Raw genomic sequence first — 26,135 nt, forward strand, 5'->3', positions numbered from 1 at the left:
CTCTTTTTATTTTCATGCTGATTTCCTGGTCCATTATCCTGAAAATCAGCAAACACACGGCTCCCCCTTTGGGCATTTTTATGCTAAAATAGTAGCTATGGATAAAATTATTAAAACAATATCAGAAAGCGGAGCCTTTCGTGCTTTTGTCCTTGACAGCACAGAAACCGTCCGCACTGCTCAAGAAAAACACCAAACCCAAGCTAGCTCAACTGTAGCGCTTGGTCGAACTCTTATCGCTAGCCAGATTCTCGCAGCCAATGAAAAAGGAAACACCAAACTAACAGTTAAGGTGTTGGGATCTAGCTCTCTAGGTGCTATCATCACCGTCGCTGATACCAAGGGGAACGTCAAAGGTTACGTTCAAAATCCCGGTGTTGATATCAAAAAGACTGCAACTGGTGAAGTCCTAGTCGGACCTTTTGTTGGAAATGGTCAATTCCTCGTTATCACAGACTACGGTACTGGAAATCCTTACAACTCTATGACTCCCCTCATTTCTGGGGAAATCGGTGAAGACCTGGCCTTTTACCTGACCGAAAGCCAACAAACACCTTCAGCAGTCGGCCTCAATGTCCTTTTGGACGAGGAAGACAAGGTCAAGGTTGCAGGTGGTTTCCTAGTCCAAGTCTTGCCAGGAGCCAAGAAAGAAGAGATTGCTCGCTTTGAAAAACGCATCCAAGAAATGCCAGCTATCTCAACGCTTCTCGAAAGTGAAGACCATATCGAAGCCCTCCTCAAGGCAATCTACGGTGACGAGGCCTACAAGCGTCTTTCTGAAGAAGAAATCCGTTTCCAATGTGACTGTAGCCATGAACGCTTTATGAACGCTCTTTCTAGCCTTCCAAGCTCAGACTTACAGGAAATGAAAGAGGAAGACCACGGGGCAGAAATCACTTGTCAATTCTGCCAAACAACTTACAACTTTGATGAACACGACCTGGAGGAACTCATTCGTGACAAATCTTAATACACCCTTTATGATTGGCAATGTTGAGATTCCCAATCGTACCGTTTTAGCACCCATGGCTGGCGTGACAAACTCAGCCTTTCGTACTATTGCAAAAGAGCTCGGAGCTGGACTCGTTGTAATGGAAATGGTCTCTGACAAGGGAATCCAATACAACAACGAAAAAACCCTGCACATGCTTCATATCGACGAAGGCGAAAACCCTGTCTCTATCCAACTCTTTGGTAGTGATGAAGACAGCCTAGCACGCGCAGCAGAATTCATCCAAGAAAACACCAAGACCGATATCGTCGATATCAACATGGGCTGCCCAGTTAACAAAATCGTGAAGAACGAAGCTGGCGCTATGTGGCTCAAGGACCCCGATAAGATTTACTCTATCATCAACAAAGTCCAATCTGTCCTTGATATTCCACTTACTGTCAAAATGCGTACCGGCTGGGCCGACCCATCTCTGGCAGTTGAAAATGCCCTCGCTGCTGAAGCTGCAGGTGTTTCTGCCCTCGCCATGCATGGCCGCACCCGTGAGCAAATGTATACAGGTCACGCAGACCTTGAGACCCTTCACAAGGTCGCTCAAGCTCTGACCAAGATTCCATTTATCGCTAACGGTGACATCCGTACTGTTCAAGAAGCCAAACAACGTATCGAAGAAGTCGGTGCTGACGCAGTCATGATTGGCCGCGCTGCCATGGGAAATCCCTACCTCTTCAACCAAATCAACCATTACTTTGAAACAGGAGAAATCCTACCTGATTTGACCTTTGAAGACAAGATGAAAATCGCCTACGAACACTTGAAACGTTTGATTAACCTCAAAGGGGAAAACGTAGCAGTTCGTGAATTCCGTGGCCTCGCTCCTCACTACCTCCGTGGAACATCTGGCGCTGCCAAACTCCGTGGAGCCATTTCACAAGCTAGTACCCTAGCAGAGATTGAAGCCCTCTTGCAATTGGATAAGGCTTAAAATGGTTCATACTGCTCTACTGATTATCGATATGCAAAAAGCATTTGATAACCCTATCTGGGGAGAACGGAACAACCCTCAAGCTGAACAACAAGCATTGAGGGTACTGGCATACTTTCGTAAACACGCTCTTCCAGTCTTACATGTTCAACACATATCTGACAATCCCCAGTCGCAATTTCATAACAAACAAAATCAGGTGTTTAAAAGTGGATTTGAGCCAGTCACCTCAGAACCTATCTTTCAAAAAACGGTTAATAGCGCCTTTATTGAAACAAATCTTGAAACATATTTACGAAAAAATCAGATTTGTCATTTAGTCGTTGTTGGTTTGACCCTGCCTCATTGTGTATCTACTACAACACGAATGGCAGCAAATCTTGGTTTTGAAGTCACTTTACTAGCAGATGCTACTGCCAGTTTTACCCTATCTAACAAAAACGGTCAGACCATCTCTCCTGAGACTATCCATGAGATTAATCTCCTTTCTCTACAAGATGAGTTTGCTCAAATTCTTACTACAGAAGAATTTTTAACCCAAGTATAAAATAATCCGTCAACTCTTATTGAGCTGACGGATTTTCTTTGATTGTAAAAATTCAAATACTGAGAGCTATTATTGACTCAAAGCAACACTGGAAACCTTACCATCCGCTCCTGTTGTAATTTGGATGACTTTTCCTCCACCAATTTTGGCATTATACTTACCATCATCAAGAGTGTAAGAGTAACCTCTGATAGAATAGTTTTCTTTCTTTCCATCGGAAGATTCTACTGTAAATTGACCACCTGATGAAACTGTGATGGTTTCGCCATTGGCTCCCTTCCAGTTGCCCGCTGCAGCTGAGAAATCACCATCTACCATGGTTAAAACACCCTTGTAACGTTTATTTTGCTCTGCTTGTTTGTCTTGAAGTTTGCGGTCAGTTGTAGGATCATAGCTTGATTGGTTAGACTGGGCTTGAGGAGCCTGTTGAGTTGAAGGAATCTGAGCAGGAGTTTGTTGACTAGCCGCCTGTTGATTAGCTACTTCTTGACCTTGTCTTTGCTCTGGTTCAGGTGCCGCTTGTGATGGTGTTGCACTTACTGAAGACTGGTCAGTAGACGCCTTGGCCTTTTCAGATGCAGCTGAACTTGAGGACTTCTGAGTCTTGCTTTCTTTGCTAGCAGAAGCTGCTTTAGAACTTGATGATTGGCTTGTCTTAGCAGAACTGCTTGCTTGAGTTGTTTCCTTTTTATTTCCACAAGCTCCCAGTAGCAAGGTAGAAGCTAATACAGTCGCTGCCATCAATTTGATATAGGTTTTCTTTTTCATTTTTCTACTCCTTTGTAATATTTTAGAAATATAAAGAAATGTTTTTGTAATATAATTGTAACATTGTGATTTAAATATGTCAACAATTTATCTAAACTATTTTAAAAATCTTAAATACTTTAGATACATTTACTCCTCCTACTCTTCTATTCGTAATAAAACAGAAAAACAGGAGATTTTCCTGTTAAAAATTTAAATTTGTTTTTGTGTAATCGCTTGCATTACGTTAAACGAAGGAATATAATAATATTGAAATATAATATAGGAGGTGCACTCTTATGCTAAATAAGTATTACAAGTATCTGCCTTGGTTAATTTTGGGAGCTATTGGCTCTTATCAATCAGCCGCTTACTATGCGCGAACTGCATTTGATGTCTTCTATCTGACTACAATCTTTTTGATTGTCTATATCGCCTTGTTATTTTTACATGAGAACTATCTCAAGTATCGATACAAAGCCTTCTTTACTCACATGTTGAGCAATTCTAAGAAAGATAGCCATCCCTAAAAACAGTCGCAATAGCAAATCAAACTAATAAAGGCAAATAAAGAGGTCGGGAACTTTTTCCCGGCCTCGCTTTTTATTTCAATCGATAGGTTTTTCTTGGTTTCTTTTTAGGTACTCGTTTGAGTCCGACTTCTTCTACATATTCTCCGTATTTTACGAGAAAGTTATTGCTGACGATTGGACGACCGGGATTGATAAGATTGACCAGTTCAGTCCCTTCGTAGACAGTGAACTCCTCCTCCAGCAGATAAAGGAAGGTCGGATTCCAGTCGAGACGGCCTTGGATTCGTTTGATGGATTCTTGGATAATAGCATAATGGTCAAAAGCGAAGGCTTGCTCCTCCAACTCTACTCCCTTTAAGAAGCACTTGCCTGTCTGAAAATCGACATCTACAAAAACCACATCCTTGGCATCGTCTCCTGCTTGAACAAGTTCTAATGCACAACTAGGCAGATAAACCAAGTGGGCAATGGTCACTGTCCAGCCCCGTGGGTCACGGCCGGGGGTCGATACAGTCATCAATTGCTCGATTTTTTCTAAAGGGAGTTCGAGGTTGACCTCTTCTTTCACCTCGCGCTGACAAGCATGTGCAGCATCTTCGCCCTTGTCCATAAATCCTCCAACCAGAGCCAAACAATTTTGATAAGGGTGAGCCTTGCGACGAATTAATAAGAGCTTGATATTTCCTTCGACAAAGCAGTAGGCTACCATATCCACCGTCACACTTGGTTTTTCGTATTGAGGAAGTTCCTGCTTGTAGTACCAATCCAAAAATTCCTCCTGACTTGCATGAATTTCAAAATATTCTCTTTCCGTCATCCCTGCTGGAATCATCGTGTCCGTCATTTTATGCCTCCTTACGAACTGCCTTGGTCCATTGGTACCAACCTACTAGACTATTGAGTGTGTAAACCCAGTACATCCCTTGGATGTGGATATTTTCACCCCACCAGAGGTAAATACTAAAGAGATTGGTTGCAATCCAGAAAATCCATTGCTCACGGTAGAGACGTGTCATCAAGAGCTGACCTACACCATTGGTCGCATCGGTAACACTATCACGGAAAGGGCGAGCACTATGGATACTTTGGTAAGCCAAGCCCATACCAATCCAAATGATAGCAGTCAAGGCTAAGTACTTGAGCCAGTCAAAAATAGATAATTTCTTAGCTTCAAAGTGAGATTCTTCTACTTTTCCTTGGTCATTGATACGGTTAGACAGCCAAGCATAGAGGCCAATCGGCTGCAAGACAAAGAAGTAAACGGTCGTCAAAACTTCGCCATAAAAAGTCGCATTCATGGCCAAAACTAAATAGATAGCAGAGTTAATGGCCCCAAAGAGATAATTGCTTGCACGCCCTTCTGCTACCAAGATAACACAGACAATCCCAGTCCAAGAGGCAAATAAGCTCATCCAGTCATGACTTTCTGTATTTTGCGTGAATTCCAAGATCAAAGGAACACTTGACAGGACGATGAGATACAACCATTGGAAGAGGCTACGGCCGACAAAGAGATCTTTCCAGAGCAGGTTCATGATTCCTGCAAAACCAATCTTGCGGGCTTCCGCATGGACGTTTTTAAAGTTCTCGATAAATTGTGTGATTTTTTCAGTTAGTTTTTTCATAATTGTCTCCTAATCTGTTTGGTAAATGGCATCAATAGCCACTTTTGCTGCTTCATAATTTCCTAGATAATCCTCAGCTAGATAAACTAGTGGAATGTTTGCTAAGTAGCGCTCCCTCATCTGGTCCAAATGCTGGGAAAAACTATGACGAATATGGTCTTCTGCCATAGTCATATCTCTAAATCCGTCATTGACATAGGAGCCGACAGGCTGCACAAAGAGAATCAAGTCCCATTTTTCCTTAGCTAAGATTGAGGCAAAGAGATTATCAAAAGTCTCTCCTGATAAATCCCCTTGGTCCTCAGTCTCCATGTAATAATCATAGTAGCCCTTGGTTACTAAGGAGTTGGTATCAGCTATCACCAGTCCCCTATTGGCATTACTGTCAATTAACTTAGAGGTCTGGTCATACTGCCCCAACAGGAGATAATAATAATCCTTTGGAGTCAATTCATCGTCGCGGACATTGTTTTTGATCTGGTACTCACGTGCGTATTCCAAGCTGACTGGTGCATCGTAATACCTAGCCAAATCCTTGGCTAGAGTGGTCTTCCCATTGCTGGCACTTCCCATAATCAACACTTTCTTTGTAAACTGACGTCGGAAGGGTTGAGCAATATATTTCCAATATTTGCTTGGATTTTCTCGAATCATAGTCGCTGAGATACCAAACTTTCTTTCTTGCAAGACAGTCTCAAAGCCACGATTTGATAATTCTTGCTGGTAGTCTGCTTCTCCCACAAAGAAAATTAGTTCTTGCTGGGTTTCATCATAGGAAATCTCCGCTAACATTTGGTCCAACCACTCCTGCCAGCCCATAGGGTAACGGGGAAGCTTGCTCTCGTCTAACTTGCAGACAGAGGTCAACTCGTCATCACCAAAGGCCTCTCGGATATAGCGAAATCTTTTTTGAAGCGTTAAGCCTATCTGCTCCCCTCTATCTCCCTCATAGCCTGAAACGACAATCCAGACCCGGTCACACTGCCGCTTCGCTCGCTGAATCAGATCGATATGACCTTGATGAAGCGGAGCAAAGGTTCCAAATACCACTGCTGTTTTCTTTTTCATAAACCTATTGCCTTTTTATATTTTTTGATATTTTCATTATCTATGTTTTTATTATAAACTATATTTTTGTTTTGTCAATAGTTTTTTATCATTTTTTATAAAAACGTTGCGAAAAAAGAATCAAGATTACTCCTGATTCTCCATTTTTATGCAATATCAAATTTTAACTGGCCTGCTTTAACACCAATTTTAAGTGTGCTGCCTGCCTCTAATTCTCCCTTGAGAAGAAGTTCTGCCAACTTGTCTTCCACTTCTGTTTGCAGGGTTCTGCGAAGTGGACGAGCTCCCATCTCTGGGTCATATCCTTGATTTGCCAACAATTTCAGTGCGGAAGCTTGTAATTTCAAGTCAATGCCTTTTTCAGCCAAACTTGCCACTAAAGGTTTGACCATAATCTTCACCACTTCCTGCATATGGTCGCTAGATAAGCTATGGAAGACCACCTTTTCATCAATACGGTTGATAAACTCCGGCCTATAAGCTTTTTTCAGCTCTTCAAACATGCGTTTCTCCATATTCTCCTGGTCAAAACGAATGTCCTTGGCCCCAAAACCAACAGTCTTGTCATCACGAAGGGCTGTCGCACCAAGGTTTGAAGTCATGATGATAATGGTATTTGAAAAGTCGACCTTGCGTCCCTTGCTATCGGTCAAGACACCATCATCCAAGACCTGCAAGAGGACATTAAAGATGTCTGGGTGGGCTTTTTCTACCTCATCAAAGAGGAGAACAGAGTATGGTTTGTTGCGAACCTTCTCGGTCAACTCCCCACCTTCTTCATAACCCACATAGCCCGGAGGAGCTCCGTTGAGACGACTGGCTGCGAATTTCTCCATATACTCACTCATGTCAAAGCGGATAAGGGCTGATTCGTCATCAAAAAGAACTTCTGCCAGAGCCTTGGCCAATTCGGTCTTACCGACACCTGTAGGCCCTAGGAACATAAAGGAACCAATCGGACGCTTATGACTGCGAATCCCTGACTGGTTGCGGCGAATGGCACGGCTAATACTTGAAACAGCTTGATCTTGACCGATGACACGTTTGTGCAGTTCAGCTTCCAAGTTTAAGTATTTCTTAGCATCAGTCTGAGTCAGTTTTTGAACGGGGATACCTGACAAGCGACTCAAGGTGGTCAAAATATCAGCCTCTGTCACCAAATCTTTATAGACTGGGACTTCCTCTTCTTTTGCGATTAGCTGAGCTGCCTGTTTCCACTTGCCATCCATCAAGGCCTTGTCAGCTGGACTCAAACCTGAATCGTCTGCTTTTACATGCTTTGCCTTATTTTGCACTGTTGCTGCTGCTTCATCTAAGAGATCGATAGCAGAGTCTGGCAAGTGACGACTGGTTAAGTAACGATGAGCCATCTTGACGGCTGTTTCAACCGCTTCATCTGTGATTTGCACACGGTGATGTTTCTCATAAGTCACCTTCAAACCTTGCAAAATGGTCATACTGTCAGCCACACTTGGCTCTTCAATCGTTACTTTGGCGAAACGACGAGAAAGGGCTGCGTCTTTTTCGATGTGTTTTTGGTATTCTTCCTGAGTTGTCGCACCAACCGTTCTCAAAGTTCCACGCGCCAAGGCTGGTTTCAAGATATTGGCCGCATCCAGAGTTGAGTCAATTCCACTCCCAGAACCCATGATGGTATGAAGTTCATCGATAAAGAGGATGACTTGGCCATCTTCTTCAATATCCTTGATGATATTGTTCATGCGTTCTTCAAAGTCACCACGGAAGCGTGTCCCTGCAACAACATTCATCAAATCAAGCTCTAACACGCGCATCTTAGCCATTTCCTCAGGTACATCACCACTAGCAATACGCTGAGCGAGTCCAAGCGCCAAGGCTGTTTTCCCGACACCAGCATCCCCAACCAAGACAGGATTATTCTTGGTCTTCCGACTCAAGATTTGAATCATACGCGAGATTTCCTTATCCCGACCGATGACTGGTTCTAACTTGCCAGAACGCGCTTGCTCTGTCAAATCATGCGTATAGTCCTCGAGACCACCACTCGGAGTCTGGGGCATGCCCATCATATTAGCCATAGAATTTTGCTTGTCAGCTACTGTACGATGGCGTTGACGTAAAGCCTTGAGATCTTCACGAGTCCAGCCTGCTCGTTCTTCTAAATTTCGACGTAAGGCAGCAATCTTGACCTGATCTTTCTTGTCTTCATAAGAAAAACCTGCTCTCTCCAAGATACGAGTTGCCAAGGCATTGCCATCATGCAAGATCGCATAAAGGACATGCTCCGTCCCTAGCACCTTAGCATGAACCACTGACGCTACATACTCTGCTTCGTCAAAGAGGACCTGCAAACGATGGGAGAACGGCAATTCCGTAAAGGTTTCATCCTGGCTATAGTCCGTTTCAGTCAGTTCCAAAGCGACTTCTTCTAAACGGTCCATCTCATATGGATAATCGTTTAAAGTCGCCCCTGCCACACTATAACTGTGATTGGACATGGCAATCAACAAGTGCCAAGACTCTAGGTAACGAGCTCCAAAATGGCCAGCAACCATATAGGCACTTTCGATACATTCATTCAATGCTTTTGAATAGTTCATCTTACTTCCCTTTTCTATCTACCTCTTGTATGACCTGTCGTAGCATATTAGCACGAACAACTGGAGCTTCTTCTCCTAGAACGCGATCCAAAGCTACTGATACTAGCAAATTCATCTCCTGCTTGGTCATCAATTCCTGCTCAACCAAAAGCTGCAGAATATCTTCATAAATTTCTTGACTAACTCGCTCACCAATTGAGTAAAGCAAATCGCGGAGCATTTCATGATGACTGGAAAACTCAATCCGTCCTATGCGAATGTAGCCTCCGCCACCACGCTTGCTTTCAACCAAGTAGCCTCTACTTTCCGTAAAGCGTGTCTTGATCACGTAGTTAATCTGACTAGGAACAACCTGAAAAGTATCTGCCAACTGACTCCGTTGTAACTCCACTATACCAGATTGATCTAAAATCGCCTTGATGTAGGCCTCAATATGATCCGATGTATTTTTAAATCTCATTACAAACCCACCTCTCTCTTTAAACCTTGACTATCTTTGACTATTATACCGAAATTTTCTCATTTTTAAAAGAAAAAGGGCGCTGGTAAAGGATAATCTTCACCAACTCCCTATTTTTCTACTTATCTAAGCCTAATTCTACCAAAATTTGACGTTTATAGGCAATCTTTTGGACTTCCTTATCCTCATCTTCAGACCAATCTAGTTTAATTTCTGAAACAATTTGCCCAGGGCGGTTTTTCAGAATATAGATGCGGTCGCTGAGACTGAGGGCCTCCTCGATACTATGCGTGATGATCAAGGTTGTTAGCTGCAACTGCTTGTGAATCTCAAGGTACCAAGCGTGGAGTTCCATCTTGGTCATCTCATCCAAGGCGCTAAAGGCTTCATCTAAGAGAAAGAGCTTGTGCCCGAAAAGGTAGGTCCTGAGCAAGGCTACACGCTGACGCATCCCCCCACTCAGTTCATGAGGATATTTATCCCTTACAGCCGTTAGCTGAAAGGTCGCAAGGATTTCATCTGCTCGGGCAATGGCCTCCGCCTTATCCACCTTTTGAATCAAGAGGGGCAGAATGATATTGCCAAGCACCGTCTTGTGCTCCAAAAGTAGATCCTTTTGCAACATATAACTCACGCGCCCCTTGGGATTTTCTTCACCATCAAGGACAATTCTCCCTGACTGAACTTCTAAAATCCCCGCAATTAAATTGAAAAGCGTAGTCTTACCAACACCACTTGGGCCTAGGATAGAAACCACTTCACCTGAAGTCACTTTCAGATTGATATCCTCTAAAATTCTCTCTTGACCATAGGCATAACTGACGTGTTCTAGTCTAATTTCTGTCATTATTTCACAAATTCGTTGGTGAAGCCTTTATCTGTCAAGTCTTCTTTAAGGATACCATTTTCTTTATCCCATTTGTAGAAGGCATTCCAGCGAGCTGCATCAAATTGACCCCATTTTTCCTTGTCGCTTGCGTATTCTTTTGACAAGTATTTTTGAGATTCGATGACAAAGTCACGTTTTTCTTTGAGCTCAGGTGCATTCTTGATGAGGATATCAGCTGCTTCCTCTGGATGCTCCATGGCATATTGGTAGCCTTTTTTGATAGCTTGGATGACTTTACGAGCTTCTTCTTTATTGTCTTTCAAATAGTCGTTGTTGGCGATGATAACTGGTGAGTAGTAGTCAAATTCTTTAACGTAGTCTTTCAAATACATGAAATTAGCATCTACGCCTTGAGATTTGGCAAGGATACCATCCCAACCGTAGTAGATCCATGCAGTATCAAACACCCCATTAGCGATCGGTGTGATTGAGTTTGAGTCGTTATTTGGTACTTTTTCGACCTTCTCAAAGTCCCCACCTTGTGACTCTACTAAGGTTTTCAACATAGCAAGTTCCGTTGGGTCATTCCAAGTCCCGTATTTCTTACCAACCAAGTCTTTTGGACTAGCTACATTGTCAGATTTACGAGAAATGATTCCTGATGTATTGTGCTCTACGATAGCTGCAACGGCAGTAATTCCTGCTCCTTTTTCCAATTTTTTAGCCATATAGTCTTGGAAATAGACTGCAAATGGTGCCTTACCGTTAATAACCAAGTCAGAAGAACTTTCTTCTGGTGGCAATTTCAAATCAACATCCACTCCAGCTTCTTTGAAATAACCTTTTTCCTTAGCAACATAAAGCCCTGTGTGGTTGGTATTTGGTGTCCAGTCTAGAATAAAGTCAATCTTCTTGAGTTCTGCCTCTTTGTTGTCCTTAGAAGCAGTTCCTTGACCACAGGCTACAAGCACAACAGCTACAAGAGCTGTTACAAGCGTTAAAAACACTTTCCATGTTTTCTTCATTTTCTTTCCTCTTTTCTTTTTCAAAAACATTCTAATGCTACGAACGTTTCCATTTAATAACATATTTTTCACTAATATCGACCAACTTCATACCCAAAAGGCTGATAATCGATACCAGAATAATAATAGCAAACATGGTATCATACTGAAACAGTTTCTTGGACTGAATCATGTAGACACCTAGTCCTTCAAAGCCTCCCAACCACTCAGATACTACTGTTGTGATAAAGGCGTAGGAGACACTGACCCTCAGACCAGCATAAAAGTAAGGCAGACTGACAGGGATTTTAAAATGCCACAGGATTTGCCAAGGTTTGGCCCGCATCAGACTAAACAAGGTCAGCATATCCTTGTCACAATGCCTAAAACCGTCCAAAATGCTGACGATGATAGGAAAGGTTGTTGTCAAGATAATCAAGACAATCTTGGGCAAAATCCCATAACCGAGCCACAAAACCAGGATAGGGGCTAGGGCAATGGTCGGGATAGTCTGAACAACCACCATCATAGGGTAAATCAGATCGTTAAGCCAAGTCAAACTGTCCATAAGCACAGCCATGAGACAGGCAATCAAGACTCCCAAAATCAGTCCCAATAAAGCCACTCTCAAGGTGGCCCAGCTATGGTGCCAGAGAAATTCTCTATCACGAACAAAGGACAGGAGAATTTCAAGAGGTGTCGGCAGGATAAACTTGGGGAGAAGTTTAAGAAAACCTGCTAACTGCCAGATTGACAAGACCCCCATAAAGCCCAATAGACTAATGTGTCGTCTCAGTATACTTTTCAAGTTTCTCATCAATACTTAAAATCTCTCCTACATTTATTTTGACATTGGCAAAAACATTATCTGCCTCCTGCCCTGCCACTTCTAGCGCTTCTTTGAGAATGCGCATAAGCTCATCAAACTCCCCTTCCAAGACCGTTTCAAATGGTGTCACCACCATAGTCACCTCTTGAGCTTGCAGATAAGCAATGACTTGATCGATAACAGCAATCCGATCAATCCCCTGTGATAGGGGTAAAATTTGCAAGGCGATGCTTGCTTTCATAAGAACCTCCTCTTCTCGTTTTCCTTTGACAAAAAGAAAAACCTTTGCCATATATGGAAAAGGTCAAGAGTAGACTAAGTATCGTTCCCTACGCTGGCATTACCCAGATCAGGTGCGGTCGAAGCTTAACGCTTCCTCTCAGACTGTACACAGACTCCCATATATTATATGGACATATGATAGCGCAAAACAAAAAAAATGTCAAGGAAACTGCTTACAGAAAAGAGTAGGAAATTTTCCTACTCCCATTTTCTATACTCGTTCTCCATCACTATTTACTCTGTAGCCATCCACTGTCGTATTGACAGCTAAGGCGCCTGAAGAGTAAGAATAATACCACTTACCAGAGACTTGATACCACCCCGTTTTCATTGCCCCTGAACTATCTAAATAATACCACAGACCATTCTCCTTTAACCAGCCTGTCTGCATTTCACCAGATGATTTCAAATAATACCAGCTAGAACCATCCTTCAACCAGCCTGTTGATTTAGAGCCATTTGATTTGAAATGATACCAACTACCATTTATTTTCTTCCAACCAACAGTTGAACTGTTATTGGATCCATAGTTAGAGCTATTTCCTGATTGATTCTGATAATTCTGTGAAGAGGTTACTCCCTCTAGCTGGATATAGCGACGACTTCCGTTATAAGCCGTATAACTCAACCACTTGTACCCATCTTTTTCGAGAATTTGATCATAATGAACATTCTCCCCAGGATAATAGTAATCAATTGCAGTTGCGCCAGCTAGAGGCTGATTTTTGATAGCAGCCTTAGTCTTAAAATAATGTGTTCCTCCTGTTGAAACTGAGGATTGACTATTCCCAACACTGCCACCAGCTAAATCTTTAAAATGAATAAAGCCAGTCATAGTATTCGCCTTCACGACGCGCTTATTGTAAGATTCCCTTATTCCATAATTGTATTCTTCAATCTCAATCTCATCTCCTATTACATTTGACACCCAAGCAACATGACCATAAGTTCCTGCAGTCGACCAAGCAATGGAGCCAATCGCTGGTCTATTATCGACACGATAGCCTTCACGACGAGCACGATAGCCCCATTCATTCGCATTCCCATAAGCCGCCGGAATCTCAAAACCATTGACATTACTCAAACGAAAGGCTGCAAAAGAAGTACACTGACGAGAATACATGCGCCACTTATCAATCTCCTGGCTCCCATTTTTATAATGAGCAGGATAATCATCCCCACGCGCAATCGATCCATTTCCTCCGGAATAGGCATATACACTATTACCCGCTGCTAACATCAATCCTACTACTAAAAAGGGAACAACCTTTTTAGCTGATTTTCTAAAAGAAAATCTTGTCTCTGCTACTTTAAATGGTGAAATTTTCATTCTTCCTCCTTGAAAAATAATATAAATCGAAGATTACCTTCACTTAAACTATTCGGAGAAAAAAAGAAAAAGTGAGAAAATTTCTCACTTTAGTCAAGATAATGAATCAAATTCTTTTCTGTAAGGATATCTGAGTAAGTAAAGGATTCAACGTAAACATTAGCTTGTTTATCTCCTTCAACGTTTCCAAATTCAACGATAAATAGGGATGGATAAACCTCAATTAGCTTACCCAATCTATTTTTTTGGCGCTTACGACCATTCTCCAGAGTCATTTCTACGACTTGTCCCTCATGTGCCTTGATTTCTTCTTTGATTTTTTTCATCTTGGCTACATCTGTAAATGCATCTGACATCTTATGCCTCCCTCTTTGAGATACTTGAAAATTTATTGTATTCTTTTTGAAAAATTAATTCCACCGTTCCACGAGCTCCACTACGGTTTTTCTCGATAATAACCTCTACCTTATTGTTTGGTATGCCTTCCTCTTCTTCACCACCACGCTCATAGTAATCGTCGCGATAAAGAAAGGCTACGATATCAGCATCCTGCTCAATAGACCCAGATTCACGAATATCAGACAAGACCGGTCTCTTATCCTGACGTTGTTCTACACCACGAGAAAGCTGACTTAGAGCGATTACTGGAACCTTCAGTTCCTTAGCTAAAATTTTCAACTGACGTGAAATTTCTGAAACCTCTTGTTGACGATTTTCTCGACCTGTTCCCGTGATAAGCTGCAAATAGTCTATTAAAATCAAACCAAGATTTCCAGTTTCTTGAGCCAGTTTACGAGAACGAGAACGAATCTCTGTAATCCGAATCCCTGGCGTATCATCGATATAGATACTTGCATTAGCTAGATTCCCTTGAGCAATGGTATATTTTTGCCACTCCTCATCAGTCAATTGACCCGTACGGATAGAATGCGACTCTACCAACCCTTCTGCCGCCAACATACGGTCTACTAGACTTTCTGCACCCATTTCAAGCGAAAAGATAGCAACCGTTTTGTCCAACTTAGTTCCAATATTTTGCGCAATATTCAAAGCAAAGGCTGTCTTACCAACCGCCGGACGGGCTGCTAGGATAATCAACTCCTCCTCATGCAGACCAGTCGTCATATGATCCAAGTCACGATAGCCTGTCGCAATACCTGTAATATCGGTCGTTTGTTGCGAGCGAGCTTCCAGATTTCCAAAGTTGATATTCAACACATCTCGAATGTTCTTAAATCCACTTCGATTAGCATTTTCGCTGACATCAATCAGGCCTTTTTCTGCCTGAGCAATGATTTCATCAGCTGGTTGCGAAGCCTCGTAAGCTTGATTGACAGACTCTGTCAACTTGGAGATTAATCGCCGTAACATGGCCTTCTCTGCAACGATTTTAGCATAGTACTCCGCATTAGCAGAAGTTGGCACAGAATTGACAATCTCAACCAGGTAAGACAAGCCACCAATATTCTGTAAATCACCTTGATTATCAAGAATGGTACGAACCGTTGTTGCATCTATAGCATCGCCACGATCGGATAAATCGACCATAGCTTGGAAAATCAAACGATGGGCATACTTAAAAAAGTCCCGAGACTCAATATATTCTCGCACAAAAACAAGCTTACTCTCGTCAATAAAGATAGCCCCTAAAACGGATTGCTCAGCTAAGATATCTTGAGGTTGTACTCGTAACTCTTCTACTTCTGCCATCAGACTTCCCTTCCTTTTACAATCTTGTCAAGAAGGTGTAAATTTATCCTTCTTTCACACGAAGATTGATTACACTTGTGATATCTTGATAGATTTTCACTGGCACATCAATCAAACCAACTGCTCGAATCGGAGCTTGTACTTGGATATGACGTTTATCAATCTTAATTCCAAATTGCTTTTGCAATTCTTCTGCAATTTTCTTATTGGTAATAGAACCAAAAGTACGGCCATCTGGACCAACTTTTTCAACAAATTCTACAACAGTTTCTTCTGCTTCTAGTTGGTCTTTAATTGCTTTTGCTTCTGCAATCATCTCAGCGTGAGCTTTCTCTTCTGATTTTTGTTTACCACGAAGTTCACCTACAGCTTGAGCAGTTGCTTCTTTTGCTAAATTCTTTTTGATAAGAAAGTTTTGTGCATACCCTGTTGGTACTTCCTTAATTTCGCCTTTTTTTCCTTTTCCTTTAACATCTGCTAAAAAGATTACTTTCATTCTTCTTTCTCCTTTTCCTTTATTTCATTTAATACAATTTCTGTCAGTTTTTCACCTGCTTCTGACAAGGTTGAATCCTTAATTTGAGCTGCTGCCAAATTAAAGTGGCCTCCACCTCCCAGCTCTTCCATGATCCGTTGTACATTCAGCTTACTACGACTGCGAGCTGAGATAGAGATAAACCCTTGTGTATTCTTCGCAAGAACAAAACTCGCTTCAATACCTGACATAGCTAACATGGCATCTGCTGCCTTACTAATAACAACTGTATCATAGCATTTCGAGTCCTTAGCCTCTGCTATCAGTACATCTGAACCTAATTTACGCCCCTGTAAAATCAGTTCATTGACCTCACGATATTCTTCAAAATCCGTCGCAGCCATTTCCTGGATAGCAATACTATCGCTTCCGCGCGTTCTGAGATAGCTAGCAACATCAAATGTCCGACTAGTCACTCGTGAGGTGAAATTTTTAGTATCCAACATCATACCAGCCATTAAAACACTTGCTTGCATACGACTCAAACGATTTTTCTTAGAATTCTGGAACTGAATCAATTCCGTTACCAACTCACTGGCACTACTTGCACCACTTTCGATATAAGTAATAACCGCATTATCTGGGAAATCCTGATCCCTTCGATGGTGGTCAATAACAATAGTTTGGGTAAACAAATCATAAAAATCTTTTGATAAAGTTAAAGCTGTCTTTGAATGGTCTACAAGAATCAACAAAGAACGATTGGTCACCATCCCCATTGCATCCTTAACAGACAACAACTTCGTAACTCCTTCTTTTTCTAAGAATGCAACAGCTCGTTCAATATCTGGTGACATTTGATTTTCATCATAAAGAGCATAACTATTTTCTGTTACATTACTAGCAAATAACTGCATACCTACAGCAGAACCCAAAGCATCCATATCAAGGTTTTTATGACCAACTACAAAAACCTGATCTACACTTCTAATTTTATCTGAAATAGCCGTCATCATAGCGCGCGTACGTGTTCGTGTACGCTTGATTGACGCAGCAGACCCACCACCAAAATAAACTGGATTTTTCGTTTCGTCGTTCTCCTTGACAACCACCTGGTCTCCACCACGCACTTCAGCCAAGTTCAAGTTGAGTAATGCAACTTTACCTATCTCATCATGATTTCCATCACCATAAGAAAAGCCCATACTTAAGGTCAAAGGCAACTGTCTCTGTTTTGACTCTTCTCTGAAAGCATCGATAACAGAAAATTTATCATTCATCAATCCCTCAAGTACCGTGTAGTCCGTAAAGAGATAGAAACGGTCCATACTCACTCGACGGGAGAACATGGCATGCTTCCCAGCAAATTCTGAAACAAAATTGGCTACAAAACTATTGATATGACTGATATCAGACTCCGATGTTTCATCTTCTAAATCATCATAGTTGTCAACGGAAACGATCCCAATCACAGGTCGACTCGTTACTAACTCAACAGTCGCTTCGTATTCTCCAGACACATCAAAGAAATAAAGAACTCCAGATACCTTGTCCATATGAACCGAATAACGGATCTCACCCAAGGTAGCATAAGAACCTGGATTCCCCACAGAAGCCTTTATAATTGTTTGAATTAATGCAACATCAATCTCGCCCACTTCATTAGTCAAAATCAATTCAGCGTAAGGATTGAACCATTCAACTTCACCTGACGATAAGTCTAGTTTAATAACTCCGACAGGCATCTGTTCTAACAAGGTTGTCAAACTATCTTCAGCTTGGTGGTTTACATACTGGATTTGTTCTACTTCACTCTTTGAGTAGTAGTCTCTCTGATGGATAAATAGTAAAATATATGAACCCAAAATAAGTAGCAAAAGAAATAGCGTTACCAGTGTATTCGTTACAAAAACAAGTTGCACAGATAGCACTCCGAACGCCACTATTCCTAATATTAAGGGGAAAATAGGACTTACATAAAATTTTTTCATTCCAAACCTCTTGGCACCCATTATACCATAATAACCACCAAAAAGCGACTTTTTAAAAGTGTAATCAGTAATTCTATCAATTATAAGAAAAAGGAGGTTTACAATTCAGTAAACCTTCCTTTACACATATTGAAATTAAGATTCTTTAACTTCTAACAAGCCAATCTCGCCATCTTCACGACGATAAATCACATTGGTTGTCTGATCTTCAACATCCACATAGATAAAGAAATCATGTCCCAACAAATCCATCTGTAGAATAGCTTCTTCCAAATCCATTGGTTTTAAATCAATTTGTTTTGAACGAACAACTCTGGATTGGGCAACATTTGTATCTTCCACCAAAGCATCTGTAAATAATTGACTAGTTGCTACCTTGTTTTTATTTTTACGCTCGATTTTTGTTTTATTTTTACGAATCTGACGTTCAATTTTATCGGTTACAAGGTCAATTGAACCATACATATCTTGAGACACATCTTCTGCACGAAGAGTAATTGAGCCAAGCGGAATCGTCACCTCCACTTTAGCCGTTTTTTCACGATATACCTTCAAGTTGACTCGAGCATCCAACTCTTGTTCAGCTTGAAAATACTTTTCGATCTTTTCGAGTTTAGAAACTACATAATCACGAATTGCTTCTGTTACTTCTAGGTTTTCACCACGGATACTATATTTAATCATATGAGTACCTTCTTTCTAAACATTTTTGTTTTTCTGATTTCATTATAACGCTTTCATTTTATTTTTGCAAATTTTTTCCTCATCTTACAAGGGAAAATGTTTTTACATCCTCAGCACCCGCTTCTTCCAACAGCTTCTTCACACGATTTATAGTTGTTCCAGTAGTGTAAATATCATCTATAAGTAGGATTTTTTTAGGAATAGTGACTCCACTTTTAATAAAGAAAGGAAATTCTGTCTCCAAACGCTCTGAGCGACTTTTAGAAGAACTAGCTCGCTCTTCTCTCTTTTCTAATAAATCCAGATACGCAAACCCTGCTGCTTCAACTAAACCTTCAACCTGGTTAAATCCCCTCTCGAGCAATCTTTCAGGACTTAGGGGAATTACAACAAATTGATACTCTTTGTACTTTTTTAACTCCTCACTTAAAACTGAAGCAAAAACTTTTCTTAAAAGGAAGTCTCCATCAAACTTATACCGACTGAAAAAATCCTTCATAGCTTGATTGTAAATAAAAATCGCTCTATGACTGACCTCAACTCCTTCTTTACACCAAAGTTGACAGTCTTGACACTTCATTGACAAATCTGTTTTCATACAGTTTGGGCAGTTCTCTTCTCCAATCCTCTCAAAAGTAGAATCACAATCTAAACAAAGACAGGAGGCATCATTCTTCAGAAGTAAAAGACTACTGAAAGTTAAAACAGCCTTCATAGTCTGCCCACATAATAAACACTTCATAGACCCGCCTCCTTATTCATCTGTTGAATTTCCTTAATTGCCTTTTTGATTGAAGTATTTAACCCGTCATGGAAAAAAAGCAAATCTCCTGTCGGTCTATCCATGCTTCGTCCAACTCGTCCACCAATCTGAATCAAACTAGATTTGGTAAACAGACGATGGTTGGTTTCTACTACAAAAACATCTACACAAGGGAAGGTAACTCCACGCTCCAAGATTGTCGTACTGATAAGTATTGTCAGTTCTCCATCTCGAAAAGCTTGTACCTGCTCTAATCGATCTTCCGTAACTGAAGACACAAAACCAATTTTCTCATGCGGAAATTCCTTCTGTAAGACTTCTTTTAATTGCTCCCCTTTCTTAATTTCTGAAGCAAAAATGAGTAACGGATAAGCTGTCTTTCTCTGCTTCTCAATATAAGACTTTAGCTTTGGTGACAACCGACTTTTCTCTAAACAGTGATTAAAATCTGATAACCAGACAGGTTTAGGAATAATCAAAGGATTTCCATGAAATCGTCTTGGTAAACTCAATCGTTTTAATTCTCCGATGCGAACCTTCCTATCTAACTCATCTGTAGAAGTTGCTGTTAAAAAGATTCTCAAGCCATTCTCCTTTACACTATTCTTGACAGCATGGTAAAGCGTGGAATTGTCAACATAAGGAAAGGCATCTACTTCATCCACTATCAGCAAATCAAAAGCTTGATAAAACTTCAATAACTGATGGGTCGTTGCAACAACTAGTGGTGTTCGAAAATACGGCTCTGATTCTCCGTGTAGTAAAGATATCTCGCAAGCAAAATCATCTTGCAGGCGCTTGTACAGCTCCAAACAAACATCTATGCGAGGACTAGCCAAGCATACTGCACCACCCGCATTAATCACTTTAGCTACTACTTGATAAATCATTTCTGTCTTTCCAGCTCCTGTTACCGCATGAACTAAGGTTGGCTCCTGCTTGTCTACTGCTCGAATCAGTCCCTCTGATACCTTCTCTTGAAAAGGAGTTAATTGACCACGCCATTTAAGAACATCTTGATTCGGAAAATCCTCCTGCAGAAAATAGTATAAAGCTTGATCACTCCTGACTCGCTTCATCAGTAAACACTCCCTACAATAGTAAGCACCGATGGGCAAATACCATTCATCTAAAACAGCACTATCACAACGTTGACAGAAAAGTTTCCCTTTCTCCTTTCTCATTGCTGGAAGTTTCTCTGCCAACTGACGTTCCTCTTCTGTTAATTCATTCTCCGTAAACAAACGACCGAGATAATTTGGATTTACTTTCATACTTCTTTATTCGTAAAAACCTAGCGCTTTAGATGATTTTTTAGTACAATTAAATCATGGAATTTAGAACAATTAAAGAGGACGGACAAGTCCAAGAAGAAATCAAAAAATCCCGCTTTATCTGTCATGCCAAGCGTGTTTATAGCGAAGAAGAGGCTCGTGACTTCATTACTGCCATCAAGAAAGAGCACTACAAAGCTACTCATAACTGCTCTGCCTTCATTATTGGGGAACGTAGTGAAATCAAACGTACAAGTGATGATGGTGAGCCCAGTGGAACTGCTGGCGTTCCCATGCTTGGGGTACTAGAAAATCACAATCTTACTAATGTCTGTGTGGTAGTGACACGCTACTTTGGTGGCATTAAACTAGGCGCTGGAGGATTGATTCGTGCTTACGCTGGCAGTGTTGCCTTAGCTGTCAAAGAAATTGGCATCATTGAAATAAAAGAACAGGCTGGCATTGCTATTCAAATGTCTTACGCTCAGTACCAAGAGTACAGTAACTTCCTTAAAGAACATAACCTCATTGAGCTAGATACAAATTTTACAGATCAAGTCGATACGATGATTTATGTTGATAAAGAAGACAAAGAAACTATTAAAGCTGCACTTGTGGAGTTTTTTAATGGAAGAGTTACCTTAACTGATCAAGATTTACGAGAAGTTGAAGTTCCTGTAAACTTAGTGTAAATAATAGATAATACAGTGTTTCACTGATATTTTCACCGCTACTTTAATTAGCAACATAAAAAGATGCTTGCCAAGACCTACTAGAACAAAAAGAAAACGGATAGCGTTCTCCTTTACACCTATTTACTAGAATTAGCTTATCACAATCGCTTGAAAATTAATGGCTTAGACCTGTGATATAAAAAAATCCTATCACTTCGATAGGATTTCTATATTTTACAAATGGTATAGATAGCGTTATACTAGAGATATCTTATACAAAGAGGTATTCATATGTCTATTTATAACAACATTACTGAACTAATCGGTCAAACTCCGATTGTTAAACTCAACAACATTGTGCCAGAAGGGGCTGCGGACGTCTATGTAAAGCTTGAAGCATTCAACCCTGGTTCTTCTGTAAAAGATCGTATTGCTCTTAGCATGATTGAAAAAGCTGAACAAGATGGTATTCTGAAACCAGGTTCTACAATTGTTGAAGCAACAAGTGGAAACACTGGTATTGGACTTTCATGGGTAGGTGCTGCTAAAGGGTATAAAGTCGTCATCGTTATGCCTGAAACTATGAGTGTAGAACGACGTAAGATTATCCAAGCTTATGGTGCTGAACTCGTCCTAACTCCTGGTAGTGAGGGAATGAAAGGCGCTATTGCTAAAGCTCAAGAAATCGCTGCTGAACGTGATGGTTTCCTTCCTCTTCAATTTGACAATCCAGCTAATCCAGAAGTACACGAAAGAACAACAGGAGCTGAAATACTAGCTGCTTTCGGTAAAGATGGACTAGATGCCTTTGTTGCTGGAGTCGGTACTGGTGGAACAATTTCTGGTGTTTCTCATGCACTCAAAACAGCAAATTCAAGCATTCAAGTTTTTGCAGTAGAGGCAGACGAATCTGCTATTCTATCTGGTGAAAAACCTGGCCCTCACAAAATTCAAGGTATCTCAGCTGGATTTATTCCTGATACATTGGATACAAAGGCTTATGATGGTATCGTTCGTGTAACATCAGACGATGCTCTCGCACTTGGCCGTGAGATTGGTGGAAAAGAAGGATTCCTTGTAGGGATTTCTTCAGCTGCAGCTATCTACGGAGCAATTGAAGTTGCCAAGAAATTAGGTACAGGTAAGAAAGTCCTTGCTCTAGCACCAGATAACGGCGAACGTTATTTGTCTACAGCACTCTATGAATTTGAAGTGTAGTCTCCTAAATACACTTAGCCCTTATTATAGGGCTTTTTATTTATACCTTAAAAGTAGGAACATCTCCCTATAAAGATCGACTGCATAGAAAAAAGGAAGCAATTTGGCTTCCTTTTTATTATTAGTTATTCAAGGCTGCTGCCATTGTAGCTGCAACTTCAGCTTCGAAGTCATTTGCAGCTTTTTCGATACCTTCACCAACTTCAAAGCGAGCGAACTCAACTACTGAAGCATTAACTGATTCAAGGTATGCTTCAACTGTCTTGCTGTCATCCATGATGTATACTTGTGCAAGAAGTGTGTAAGCTTGGTCAACTTTAGTGTTGTCAAGCATGAAGCGATCCATTTTACCTGGGATGATTTTGTCCCAGATTTTTTCTGGTTTACCTTCTGCAGCCAACTCAGCTTTGATGTCAGTTTCAGCTTGAGCAATCACTTCATCAGTCAATTGTGCTTTTGATCCATACTTCAAGTGTGGAAGAGCTGGTTTGTTAACCATTGCACGGCTTTCGTTATCTTGGTCGATAACGTGGTTCAATTGTGCCAACTCATCTTTAACGAATTGTTCATCCAATTCTTTGTAAGAAAGAACTGTTGGTTTCATCGCTGCGATGTGCATTGACAATTGTTTAGCAAGTGCTTCGTCTCCACCTTCAACAACTGAAATAACACCGATACGTCCACCGTTATGTTGGTATGCTCCAAAGTGTTGTGCGTCTGTTTTTTCAATCAATGCAAAGCGACGGAATGAGATTTTTTCTCCGATAGTTGCTGTTGCAGATACGTATGCAGCTTCAAGAGTTTCACCTGAAGGCATTGTCAAAGCAAGTGCTTCTTCATTATTAGCAGGTTTTCCTTCAGCAATAACTTTAGCTGTAGTATTTACCAATTCAACGAATTGAGCGTTTTTCGCAACGAAGTCAGTTTCAGCGTTTACTTCAATAACTGCTGCAACATTACCGTTAACATAAACACCAGTCAAACCTTCTGCAGCAACACGGTCAGCTTTCTTAGCTGCCTTAGCCATACCTTTTTCACGAAGCAATTCAATCGCTTTTTCGATGTCACCGTCTGTTTCTACAAGCGCTTTTTTAGCGTCCATAACACCGGCACCAGATTTTTCACGCAACTCTTTTACAAGTTTAGCTGTAATTTCTGCCATTTTGATTCTCCTATATTTTTTAAAAATAGGAGAGCCGGGCTAAGCCCCGCCCTCCTAGGTAATTACTATTTATATAAATTAAGCGTTGTCGCCTTCTACAACTTCAACGATTTCTTCGATTGAATCTGCTTGAGCTTCTGAAGCTGCAAATTCTGCTTCAACTGCTGCTGCATCTTCACCTTGACGTCCTTCGATGATAGCGTCAGCCAATTTAGCTGTGATCAATTTAACAGCGCGGATAGCGTCATCGTTAGCTGGGATGATTACATCGATATCATCTGGATCTGTATTTGTGTCAACCATCGCTACAACTGGGATTCCCAATTTTTTAGCTTCTTTAACAGCGATTTGCTCTTTATGTGGGTCAACTACGTACATTACGTCTGGAATACGAGGCATATCTTCGATACCACCCAAGAATTTTTCAAGACGTGCACGTTGTTTGTTAAGAAGTGCAACTTCTTTCTTAGGAAGAACTTCGAAAGTCCCATCTTCTTCCATGCGTTTGATTTCTTTCAAACGAGCGATACGTTTTTGGATTGTTCCCCAGTTTGTAAGAGTTCCACCCAACCAACGGTGGTTGATGAAGTATTGACCTGAACGTACTGCTTCTTCAGCAACTGCATCAGCTGCTTGTTTCTTAGTACCAACGAACAATACAACTGCATCATTAGCTGCTGCATCACGCATGAAATCGTAAGCTTGGTCAGCGTATTTTACAGTTTGTTGTAAGTCGATAACGTGGATTCCGTTACGCTCAGTGAAGATGTACTTAGCCATCTTAGGGTTCCAGCGACGAGTTTGGTGACCAAAGTGTACACCAGCCTCAAGAAGTTGTTTCATTGAAATTACTGCCATGAGTATTTCTCCTTTTTGTTTTTTTCCTCTTCTTGACTTCAACTCGCAAAACGACCCAAGGGCAACTGTTTCACAATTCATCAAGAATGAGTATTATCGTTCACACGACAAGTTTCATTTTACCATACTTTTTCAATATTTTCAAGCCATTTTAATAGATTTTTAAAGCAGGTAACTATATAAATCATAAAAGAGACTCAAATCGAGCCTCTTTGTTTCATTCATTAGTTTGGATAGATATATGTTACAAAACCTTCTGAAGTTGTAGTAGGATTGAACCATCCACGTTTATTTCCGATTGTACGATTTCCACCATAGTTTGATTCAGATACTTGGATACTTGTTGATGATGAAACAGCTGTAACCACGGCTACGTGTCCATATCCACCATCATTCCAACATGCAATAGCACCAACTTGAGGTGTAGATCCTGTACGGAATCCTGCTGCAGCTGCACTTGTAGCCCACTGCGCTCCATTACCCCAATAGTCTCCTGCCCAAGGTGCCAATGTCTTAGCTCCCCATGTACACTCACCAGTTGGATAACTTGAAGCGTTAGTACTGTATGTTGGATGATGTTTTACTGGTGCAGGAGTGTAGCTTGTTGATTCTGTTGAAGCACTGCTTGAAGATGATTCAGATGAACTAGATTCAGATGAACTTGATGATGAAGAAGTAGTAGATACTGCTTGAACCTGCGCTGTAAAAGTTGTATTTCCAGAAGCAACTACTGTTTGTTGTTGACTTGCTTGTTTAGCTTTGTAAGCTGCTTCTGCTTCTGCAGCTGCTTTAGCTTCTGCTTCTGCTTCTGCTTTTTTCTCAAGTAAACTTGCTTTTTCATCCTCTGCAGTAGCCTTTTCAGCAGCAAGATTCAATTCTGCAGCTTTCAACTCAGCTTGTTTTGTAGTTAATGATTGAGCATCATCAGCTAGTTTTTGCTGATTTGCAATAACTGTATTAATTGCATCATTGTTTGCTACTTGTTTTTCAGAAATAGCTTTTTTATCTGCTTTTTGTTGTTCCAACATTTTGTTGTTTGCAGATACGATTTCACTCATTGCAGCAACACGTGAAATAGCTTCTGTAATTGATTTTGAGTTTACAATTGTATTAATGTAATTTGTTGCAGCTCCATTTGTTTGAGCACTACGAGCTTGTTTTTGTAATGAATCATTACGAGATACAATATTCTTAGAAAGTTCTGTAATTTCACCCTCAAGCTTTTTAGATTCTGCTTGTAGTCTATCATTTTCAGATTGCAAGTTTGATTGCTCTGTTTGAATAGCAGATACTTGCTCCTGAACTTGATCAACTTGTTTTTGTGCTTCTTGTTGTTGTGCTGTTAAGTTACTAATTTTATTATCTTGAGCAGCAATTTTGTCATCAGTAGTTTCTGCATGCGCAGTTGTTAAAACAGCTACTTGAGAAACCATTACTGTACTTAATAAAAGTGACGCTAAGATTTTTTTCTTCATATTTCGTAGATACTCCTTCTTTTAAAGACATTACTAGTATACCAAAAAAAGGCCTAATGAATATTACGCCTTTGTTACATT

At 40.8% G+C, this 26,135-nt stretch carries 27 protein-coding genes and 1 pseudogene; 7 read left to right on the plus strand and 21 right to left on the minus strand.

All coding sequences use genetic code 11. The features are described 5' to 3' along the window. Nucleotides 1-97: 97 nt before the first annotated feature. Genes hslO through OCF95_RS04500 form a run of 3 tightly spaced genes read left to right on the plus strand, consistent with a single transcriptional unit; the run spans nucleotide 98 to nucleotide 2,484 of the window. Nucleotides 98-970, plus strand: coding sequence for an Hsp33 family molecular chaperone HslO (gene hslO, locus OCF95_RS04490; RefSeq protein ID WP_261104986.1), 873 nt, complete (start codon nucleotides 98-100; stop codon nucleotides 968-970). Then, nucleotides 957-1,937 carry a tRNA dihydrouridine synthase DusB gene (gene dusB, locus OCF95_RS04495; protein WP_000183308.1) on the plus strand — a complete coding sequence of 327 codons (981 nt, stop codon included), beginning with the start codon at nucleotides 957-959 and terminating at the stop codon, nucleotides 1,935-1,937. The genes hslO and dusB overlap by 14 nt, the downstream gene beginning before the upstream one ends. Before the next feature lies 1 nt (nucleotide 1,938). Continuing rightward, the gene (locus OCF95_RS04500) at nucleotides 1,939-2,484 is read left to right on the plus strand and encodes a cysteine hydrolase family protein (protein WP_261104987.1); all 546 of its coding nucleotides are present in this window, start codon (nucleotides 1,939-1,941) and stop codon (nucleotides 2,482-2,484) included. 69 nt (nucleotides 2,485-2,553) lie between these two features. Here the strand turns inward: OCF95_RS04500 and OCF95_RS04505 are convergent, their stop codons facing one another. After that, nucleotides 2,554-3,252: a hypothetical protein gene (locus OCF95_RS04505; RefSeq protein WP_261104988.1), complete on the minus strand. Its 699-nt coding sequence runs from the start codon at nucleotides 3,250-3,252 to the stop codon at nucleotides 2,554-2,556. A 278-nt stretch (nucleotides 3,253-3,530) separates the two neighbouring features. Here OCF95_RS04505 and OCF95_RS04510 point away from each other — a divergent pair, with 278 nt between their 5' ends. Then, entirely contained in the window at nucleotides 3,531-3,761 is a 231-nt protein-coding gene (locus OCF95_RS04510) for a hypothetical protein (protein WP_004261990.1), read from the plus strand. Between the two features lie 73 nt (nucleotides 3,762-3,834). Here the strand turns inward: OCF95_RS04510 and OCF95_RS04515 are convergent, their stop codons facing one another. The 17 genes from OCF95_RS04515 to OCF95_RS04595 form a co-directional block, all read right to left on the minus strand. Continuing rightward, nucleotides 3,835-4,608, minus strand: a complete 774-nt coding sequence (locus tag OCF95_RS04515) for an NUDIX domain-containing protein (protein ID WP_033685645.1) — start codon at nucleotides 4,606-4,608, stop codon at nucleotides 3,835-3,837. A 1-nt stretch (nucleotide 4,609) separates the two neighbouring features. Then, the gene (pnuC, locus tag OCF95_RS04520) at nucleotides 4,610-5,389 is read right to left on the minus strand and encodes a nicotinamide riboside transporter PnuC (RefSeq protein ID WP_261104989.1); all 780 of its coding nucleotides are present in this window, start codon (nucleotides 5,387-5,389) and stop codon (nucleotides 4,610-4,612) included. Between the two features lie 9 nt (nucleotides 5,390-5,398). Next, on the minus strand, nucleotides 5,399-6,457 hold the full coding sequence (locus tag OCF95_RS04525; protein WP_261104990.1) for an AAA family ATPase: 1,059 nt from the start codon (nucleotides 6,455-6,457) through the stop codon (nucleotides 5,399-5,401). A 146-nt stretch (nucleotides 6,458-6,603) separates the two neighbouring features. Then, nucleotides 6,604-9,036 (minus strand): ATP-dependent Clp protease ATP-binding subunit, encoded by a 2,433-nt coding sequence (locus OCF95_RS04530; protein ID WP_261104991.1) that lies wholly within the window; start codon nucleotides 9,034-9,036, stop codon nucleotides 6,604-6,606. A gap of 1 nt (nucleotide 9,037) precedes the next feature. Next, nucleotides 9,038-9,496 (minus strand): CtsR family transcriptional regulator, encoded by a 459-nt coding sequence (locus tag OCF95_RS04535; RefSeq protein WP_024057371.1) that lies wholly within the window; start codon nucleotides 9,494-9,496, stop codon nucleotides 9,038-9,040. Between the two features lie 118 nt (nucleotides 9,497-9,614). Then, complete coding sequence (locus OCF95_RS04540; RefSeq protein WP_020902628.1) at nucleotides 9,615-10,343, minus strand: ABC transporter ATP-binding protein; 729 nt, start codon at nucleotides 10,341-10,343, stop codon at nucleotides 9,615-9,617. Then, nucleotides 10,343-11,350 carry an ABC transporter substrate-binding protein gene (locus OCF95_RS04545; protein WP_049501969.1) on the minus strand — a complete coding sequence of 336 codons (1,008 nt, stop codon included), beginning with the start codon at nucleotides 11,348-11,350 and terminating at the stop codon, nucleotides 10,343-10,345. The genes OCF95_RS04540 and OCF95_RS04545 overlap by 1 nt, the downstream gene beginning before the upstream one ends. 37 nt (nucleotides 11,351-11,387) lie before the next feature. Then, the gene (locus OCF95_RS04550) at nucleotides 11,388-12,146 is read right to left on the minus strand and encodes an ABC transporter permease (RefSeq protein WP_192851989.1); all 759 of its coding nucleotides are present in this window, start codon (nucleotides 12,144-12,146) and stop codon (nucleotides 11,388-11,390) included. Further along, nucleotides 12,109-12,399, minus strand: a complete 291-nt coding sequence (locus tag OCF95_RS04555; protein WP_000647655.1) for a thiamine-binding protein — start codon at nucleotides 12,397-12,399, stop codon at nucleotides 12,109-12,111. The genes OCF95_RS04550 and OCF95_RS04555 overlap by 38 nt, the downstream gene beginning before the upstream one ends. Nucleotides 12,400-12,651: 252 nt before the next feature. Further along, nucleotides 12,652-13,770, minus strand: coding sequence for a choline binding-anchored murein hydrolase CbpD (cbpD, locus tag OCF95_RS04560; protein ID WP_020902625.1), 1,119 nt, complete (start codon nucleotides 13,768-13,770; stop codon nucleotides 12,652-12,654). A gap of 89 nt (nucleotides 13,771-13,859) precedes the next feature. After that, on the minus strand, nucleotides 13,860-14,126 hold the full coding sequence (locus OCF95_RS04565) for a Veg family protein (RefSeq protein WP_001278169.1): 267 nt from the start codon (nucleotides 14,124-14,126) through the stop codon (nucleotides 13,860-13,862). 1 nt (nucleotide 14,127) lies between these two features. Continuing rightward, nucleotides 14,128-15,480, minus strand: coding sequence for a replicative DNA helicase (dnaB, locus tag OCF95_RS04570; protein WP_004263550.1), 1,353 nt, complete (start codon nucleotides 15,478-15,480; stop codon nucleotides 14,128-14,130). 43 nt (nucleotides 15,481-15,523) lie between these two features. Further along, nucleotides 15,524-15,976: a 50S ribosomal protein L9 gene (gene rplI, locus OCF95_RS04575; RefSeq protein WP_084950616.1), complete on the minus strand. Its 453-nt coding sequence runs from the start codon at nucleotides 15,974-15,976 to the stop codon at nucleotides 15,524-15,526. Beyond that, nucleotides 15,973-17,946 carry a DHH family phosphoesterase gene (locus OCF95_RS04580; RefSeq protein ID WP_261104992.1) on the minus strand — a complete coding sequence of 658 codons (1,974 nt, stop codon included), beginning with the start codon at nucleotides 17,944-17,946 and terminating at the stop codon, nucleotides 15,973-15,975. The genes rplI and OCF95_RS04580 overlap by 4 nt, the downstream gene beginning before the upstream one ends. Nucleotides 17,947-18,081: 135 nt before the next feature. Next, entirely contained in the window at nucleotides 18,082-18,630 is a 549-nt protein-coding gene (gene hpf, locus OCF95_RS04585; protein WP_000599102.1) for a ribosome hibernation-promoting factor, HPF/YfiA family, read from the minus strand. Between the two features lie 79 nt (nucleotides 18,631-18,709). Further along, nucleotides 18,710-19,372 (minus strand): ComF family protein, encoded by a 663-nt coding sequence (locus OCF95_RS04590; protein ID WP_000649953.1) that lies wholly within the window; start codon nucleotides 19,370-19,372, stop codon nucleotides 18,710-18,712. Further along, entirely contained in the window at nucleotides 19,369-20,667 is a 1,299-nt protein-coding gene (locus OCF95_RS04595) for an ATP-dependent helicase ComFA (protein WP_261104994.1), read from the minus strand. The genes OCF95_RS04590 and OCF95_RS04595 overlap by 4 nt, the downstream gene beginning before the upstream one ends. Nucleotides 20,668-20,723: 56 nt before the next feature. Between OCF95_RS04595 and OCF95_RS04600 the strand changes: the two genes are divergently transcribed. From OCF95_RS04600 to cysK, 3 genes and pseudogenes are all read left to right on the plus strand, one after another. Next, nucleotides 20,724-21,359: a YigZ family protein gene (locus OCF95_RS04600; RefSeq protein WP_203212905.1), complete on the plus strand. Its 636-nt coding sequence runs from the start codon at nucleotides 20,724-20,726 to the stop codon at nucleotides 21,357-21,359. A gap of 90 nt (nucleotides 21,360-21,449) precedes the next feature. Further along, nucleotides 21,450-21,536, plus strand: a pseudogene (locus tag OCF95_RS04605) (PH domain-containing protein); the annotation flags it as partial. A gap of 96 nt (nucleotides 21,537-21,632) precedes the next feature. Then, nucleotides 21,633-22,559, plus strand: a complete 927-nt coding sequence (gene cysK / locus OCF95_RS04610; RefSeq protein WP_049499108.1) for a cysteine synthase A — start codon at nucleotides 21,633-21,635, stop codon at nucleotides 22,557-22,559. A 121-nt stretch (nucleotides 22,560-22,680) separates the two neighbouring features. On the opposite strand, the gene tsf is transcribed toward cysK, so the two are convergent. The 3 genes from tsf to pcsB form a co-directional block, all read right to left on the minus strand. Beyond that, on the minus strand, nucleotides 22,681-23,721 hold the full coding sequence (tsf, locus tag OCF95_RS04615) for a translation elongation factor Ts (protein ID WP_084950607.1): 1,041 nt from the start codon (nucleotides 23,719-23,721) through the stop codon (nucleotides 22,681-22,683). Nucleotides 23,722-23,799: 78 nt separating this feature from the next. Then, nucleotides 23,800-24,579: a 30S ribosomal protein S2 gene (gene rpsB, locus OCF95_RS04620; protein ID WP_000268459.1), complete on the minus strand. Its 780-nt coding sequence runs from the start codon at nucleotides 24,577-24,579 to the stop codon at nucleotides 23,800-23,802. Nucleotides 24,580-24,803: 224 nt separating this feature from the next. Continuing rightward, nucleotides 24,804-26,054 (minus strand): peptidoglycan hydrolase PcsB, encoded by a 1,251-nt coding sequence (gene pcsB, locus OCF95_RS04625; RefSeq protein WP_247949407.1) that lies wholly within the window; start codon nucleotides 26,052-26,054, stop codon nucleotides 24,804-24,806. Between the last annotated feature and the right edge of the window lie 81 nt (nucleotides 26,055-26,135).

Source organism: Streptococcus mitis (assembly GCF_946188615.1).
GTDB lineage: Bacteria > Bacillota > Bacilli > Lactobacillales > Streptococcaceae > Streptococcus > Streptococcus mitis_BZ.

Bases quoted from the DNA above. Each gene is read 5' to 3' on its own strand.
- hslO (WP_261104986.1), top strand. From the start codon at position 98: ATGGATAAAATTATTAAAACAATATCAGAAAGCGGAGCCTTTCGTGCT.
- OCF95_RS04500 (WP_261104987.1), top strand. From the start codon at position 1,939: ATGGTTCATACTGCTCTACTGATTATCGATATGCAAAAAGCATTTGAT.
- OCF95_RS04505 (WP_261104988.1), bottom strand. From the start codon at position 3,252: ATGAAAAAGAAAACCTATATCAAATTGATGGCAGCGACTGTATTAGCT.
- OCF95_RS04510 (WP_004261990.1), top strand. From the start codon at position 3,531: ATGCTAAATAAGTATTACAAGTATCTGCCTTGGTTAATTTTGGGAGCT.
- OCF95_RS04515 (WP_033685645.1), bottom strand. From the start codon at position 4,608: ATGACGGACACGATGATTCCAGCAGGGATGACGGAAAGAGAATATTTT.
- pnuC (WP_261104989.1), bottom strand. From the start codon at position 5,389: ATGAAAAAACTAACTGAAAAAATCACACAATTTATCGAGAACTTTAAA.
- OCF95_RS04525 (WP_261104990.1), bottom strand. From the start codon at position 6,457: ATGAAAAAGAAAACAGCAGTGGTATTTGGAACCTTTGCTCCGCTTCAT.
- OCF95_RS04530 (WP_261104991.1), bottom strand. From the start codon at position 9,036: ATGAACTATTCAAAAGCATTGAATGAATGTATCGAAAGTGCCTATATG.
- OCF95_RS04535 (WP_024057371.1), bottom strand. From the start codon at position 9,496: ATGAGATTTAAAAATACATCGGATCATATTGAGGCCTACATCAAGGCG.
- OCF95_RS04540 (WP_020902628.1), bottom strand. From the start codon at position 10,343: ATGACAGAAATTAGACTAGAACACGTCAGTTATGCCTATGGTCAAGAG.
- OCF95_RS04545 (WP_049501969.1), bottom strand. From the start codon at position 11,350: ATGAAGAAAACATGGAAAGTGTTTTTAACGCTTGTAACAGCTCTTGTA.
- OCF95_RS04550 (WP_192851989.1), bottom strand. From the start codon at position 12,146: ATGAGAAACTTGAAAAGTATACTGAGACGACACATTAGTCTATTGGGC.
- OCF95_RS04555 (WP_000647655.1), bottom strand. From the start codon at position 12,399: ATGAAAGCAAGCATCGCCTTGCAAATTTTACCCCTATCACAGGGGATT.
- cbpD (WP_020902625.1), bottom strand. From the start codon at position 13,770: ATGAAAATTTCACCATTTAAAGTAGCAGAGACAAGATTTTCTTTTAGA.
- OCF95_RS04565 (WP_001278169.1), bottom strand. From the start codon at position 14,126: ATGTCAGATGCATTTACAGATGTAGCCAAGATGAAAAAAATCAAAGAA.
- dnaB (WP_004263550.1), bottom strand. From the start codon at position 15,480: ATGGCAGAAGTAGAAGAGTTACGAGTACAACCTCAAGATATCTTAGCT.
- rplI (WP_084950616.1), bottom strand. From the start codon at position 15,976: ATGAAAGTAATCTTTTTAGCAGATGTTAAAGGAAAAGGAAAAAAAGGC.
- OCF95_RS04580 (WP_261104992.1), bottom strand. From the start codon at position 17,946: ATGAAAAAATTTTATGTAAGTCCTATTTTCCCCTTAATATTAGGAATA.
- hpf (WP_000599102.1), bottom strand. From the start codon at position 18,630: ATGATTAAATATAGTATCCGTGGTGAAAACCTAGAAGTAACAGAAGCA.
- OCF95_RS04590 (WP_000649953.1), bottom strand. From the start codon at position 19,372: ATGAAGTGTTTATTATGTGGGCAGACTATGAAGGCTGTTTTAACTTTC.
- OCF95_RS04595 (WP_261104994.1), bottom strand. From the start codon at position 20,667: ATGAAAGTAAATCCAAATTATCTCGGTCGTTTGTTTACGGAGAATGAA.
- OCF95_RS04600 (WP_203212905.1), top strand. From the start codon at position 20,724: ATGGAATTTAGAACAATTAAAGAGGACGGACAAGTCCAAGAAGAAATC.
- cysK (WP_049499108.1), top strand. From the start codon at position 21,633: ATGTCTATTTATAACAACATTACTGAACTAATCGGTCAAACTCCGATT.
- tsf (WP_084950607.1), bottom strand. From the start codon at position 23,721: ATGGCAGAAATTACAGCTAAACTTGTAAAAGAGTTGCGTGAAAAATCT.
- rpsB (WP_000268459.1), bottom strand. From the start codon at position 24,579: ATGGCAGTAATTTCAATGAAACAACTTCTTGAGGCTGGTGTACACTTT.
- pcsB (WP_247949407.1), bottom strand. From the start codon at position 26,054: ATGAAGAAAAAAATCTTAGCGTCACTTTTATTAAGTACAGTAATGGTT.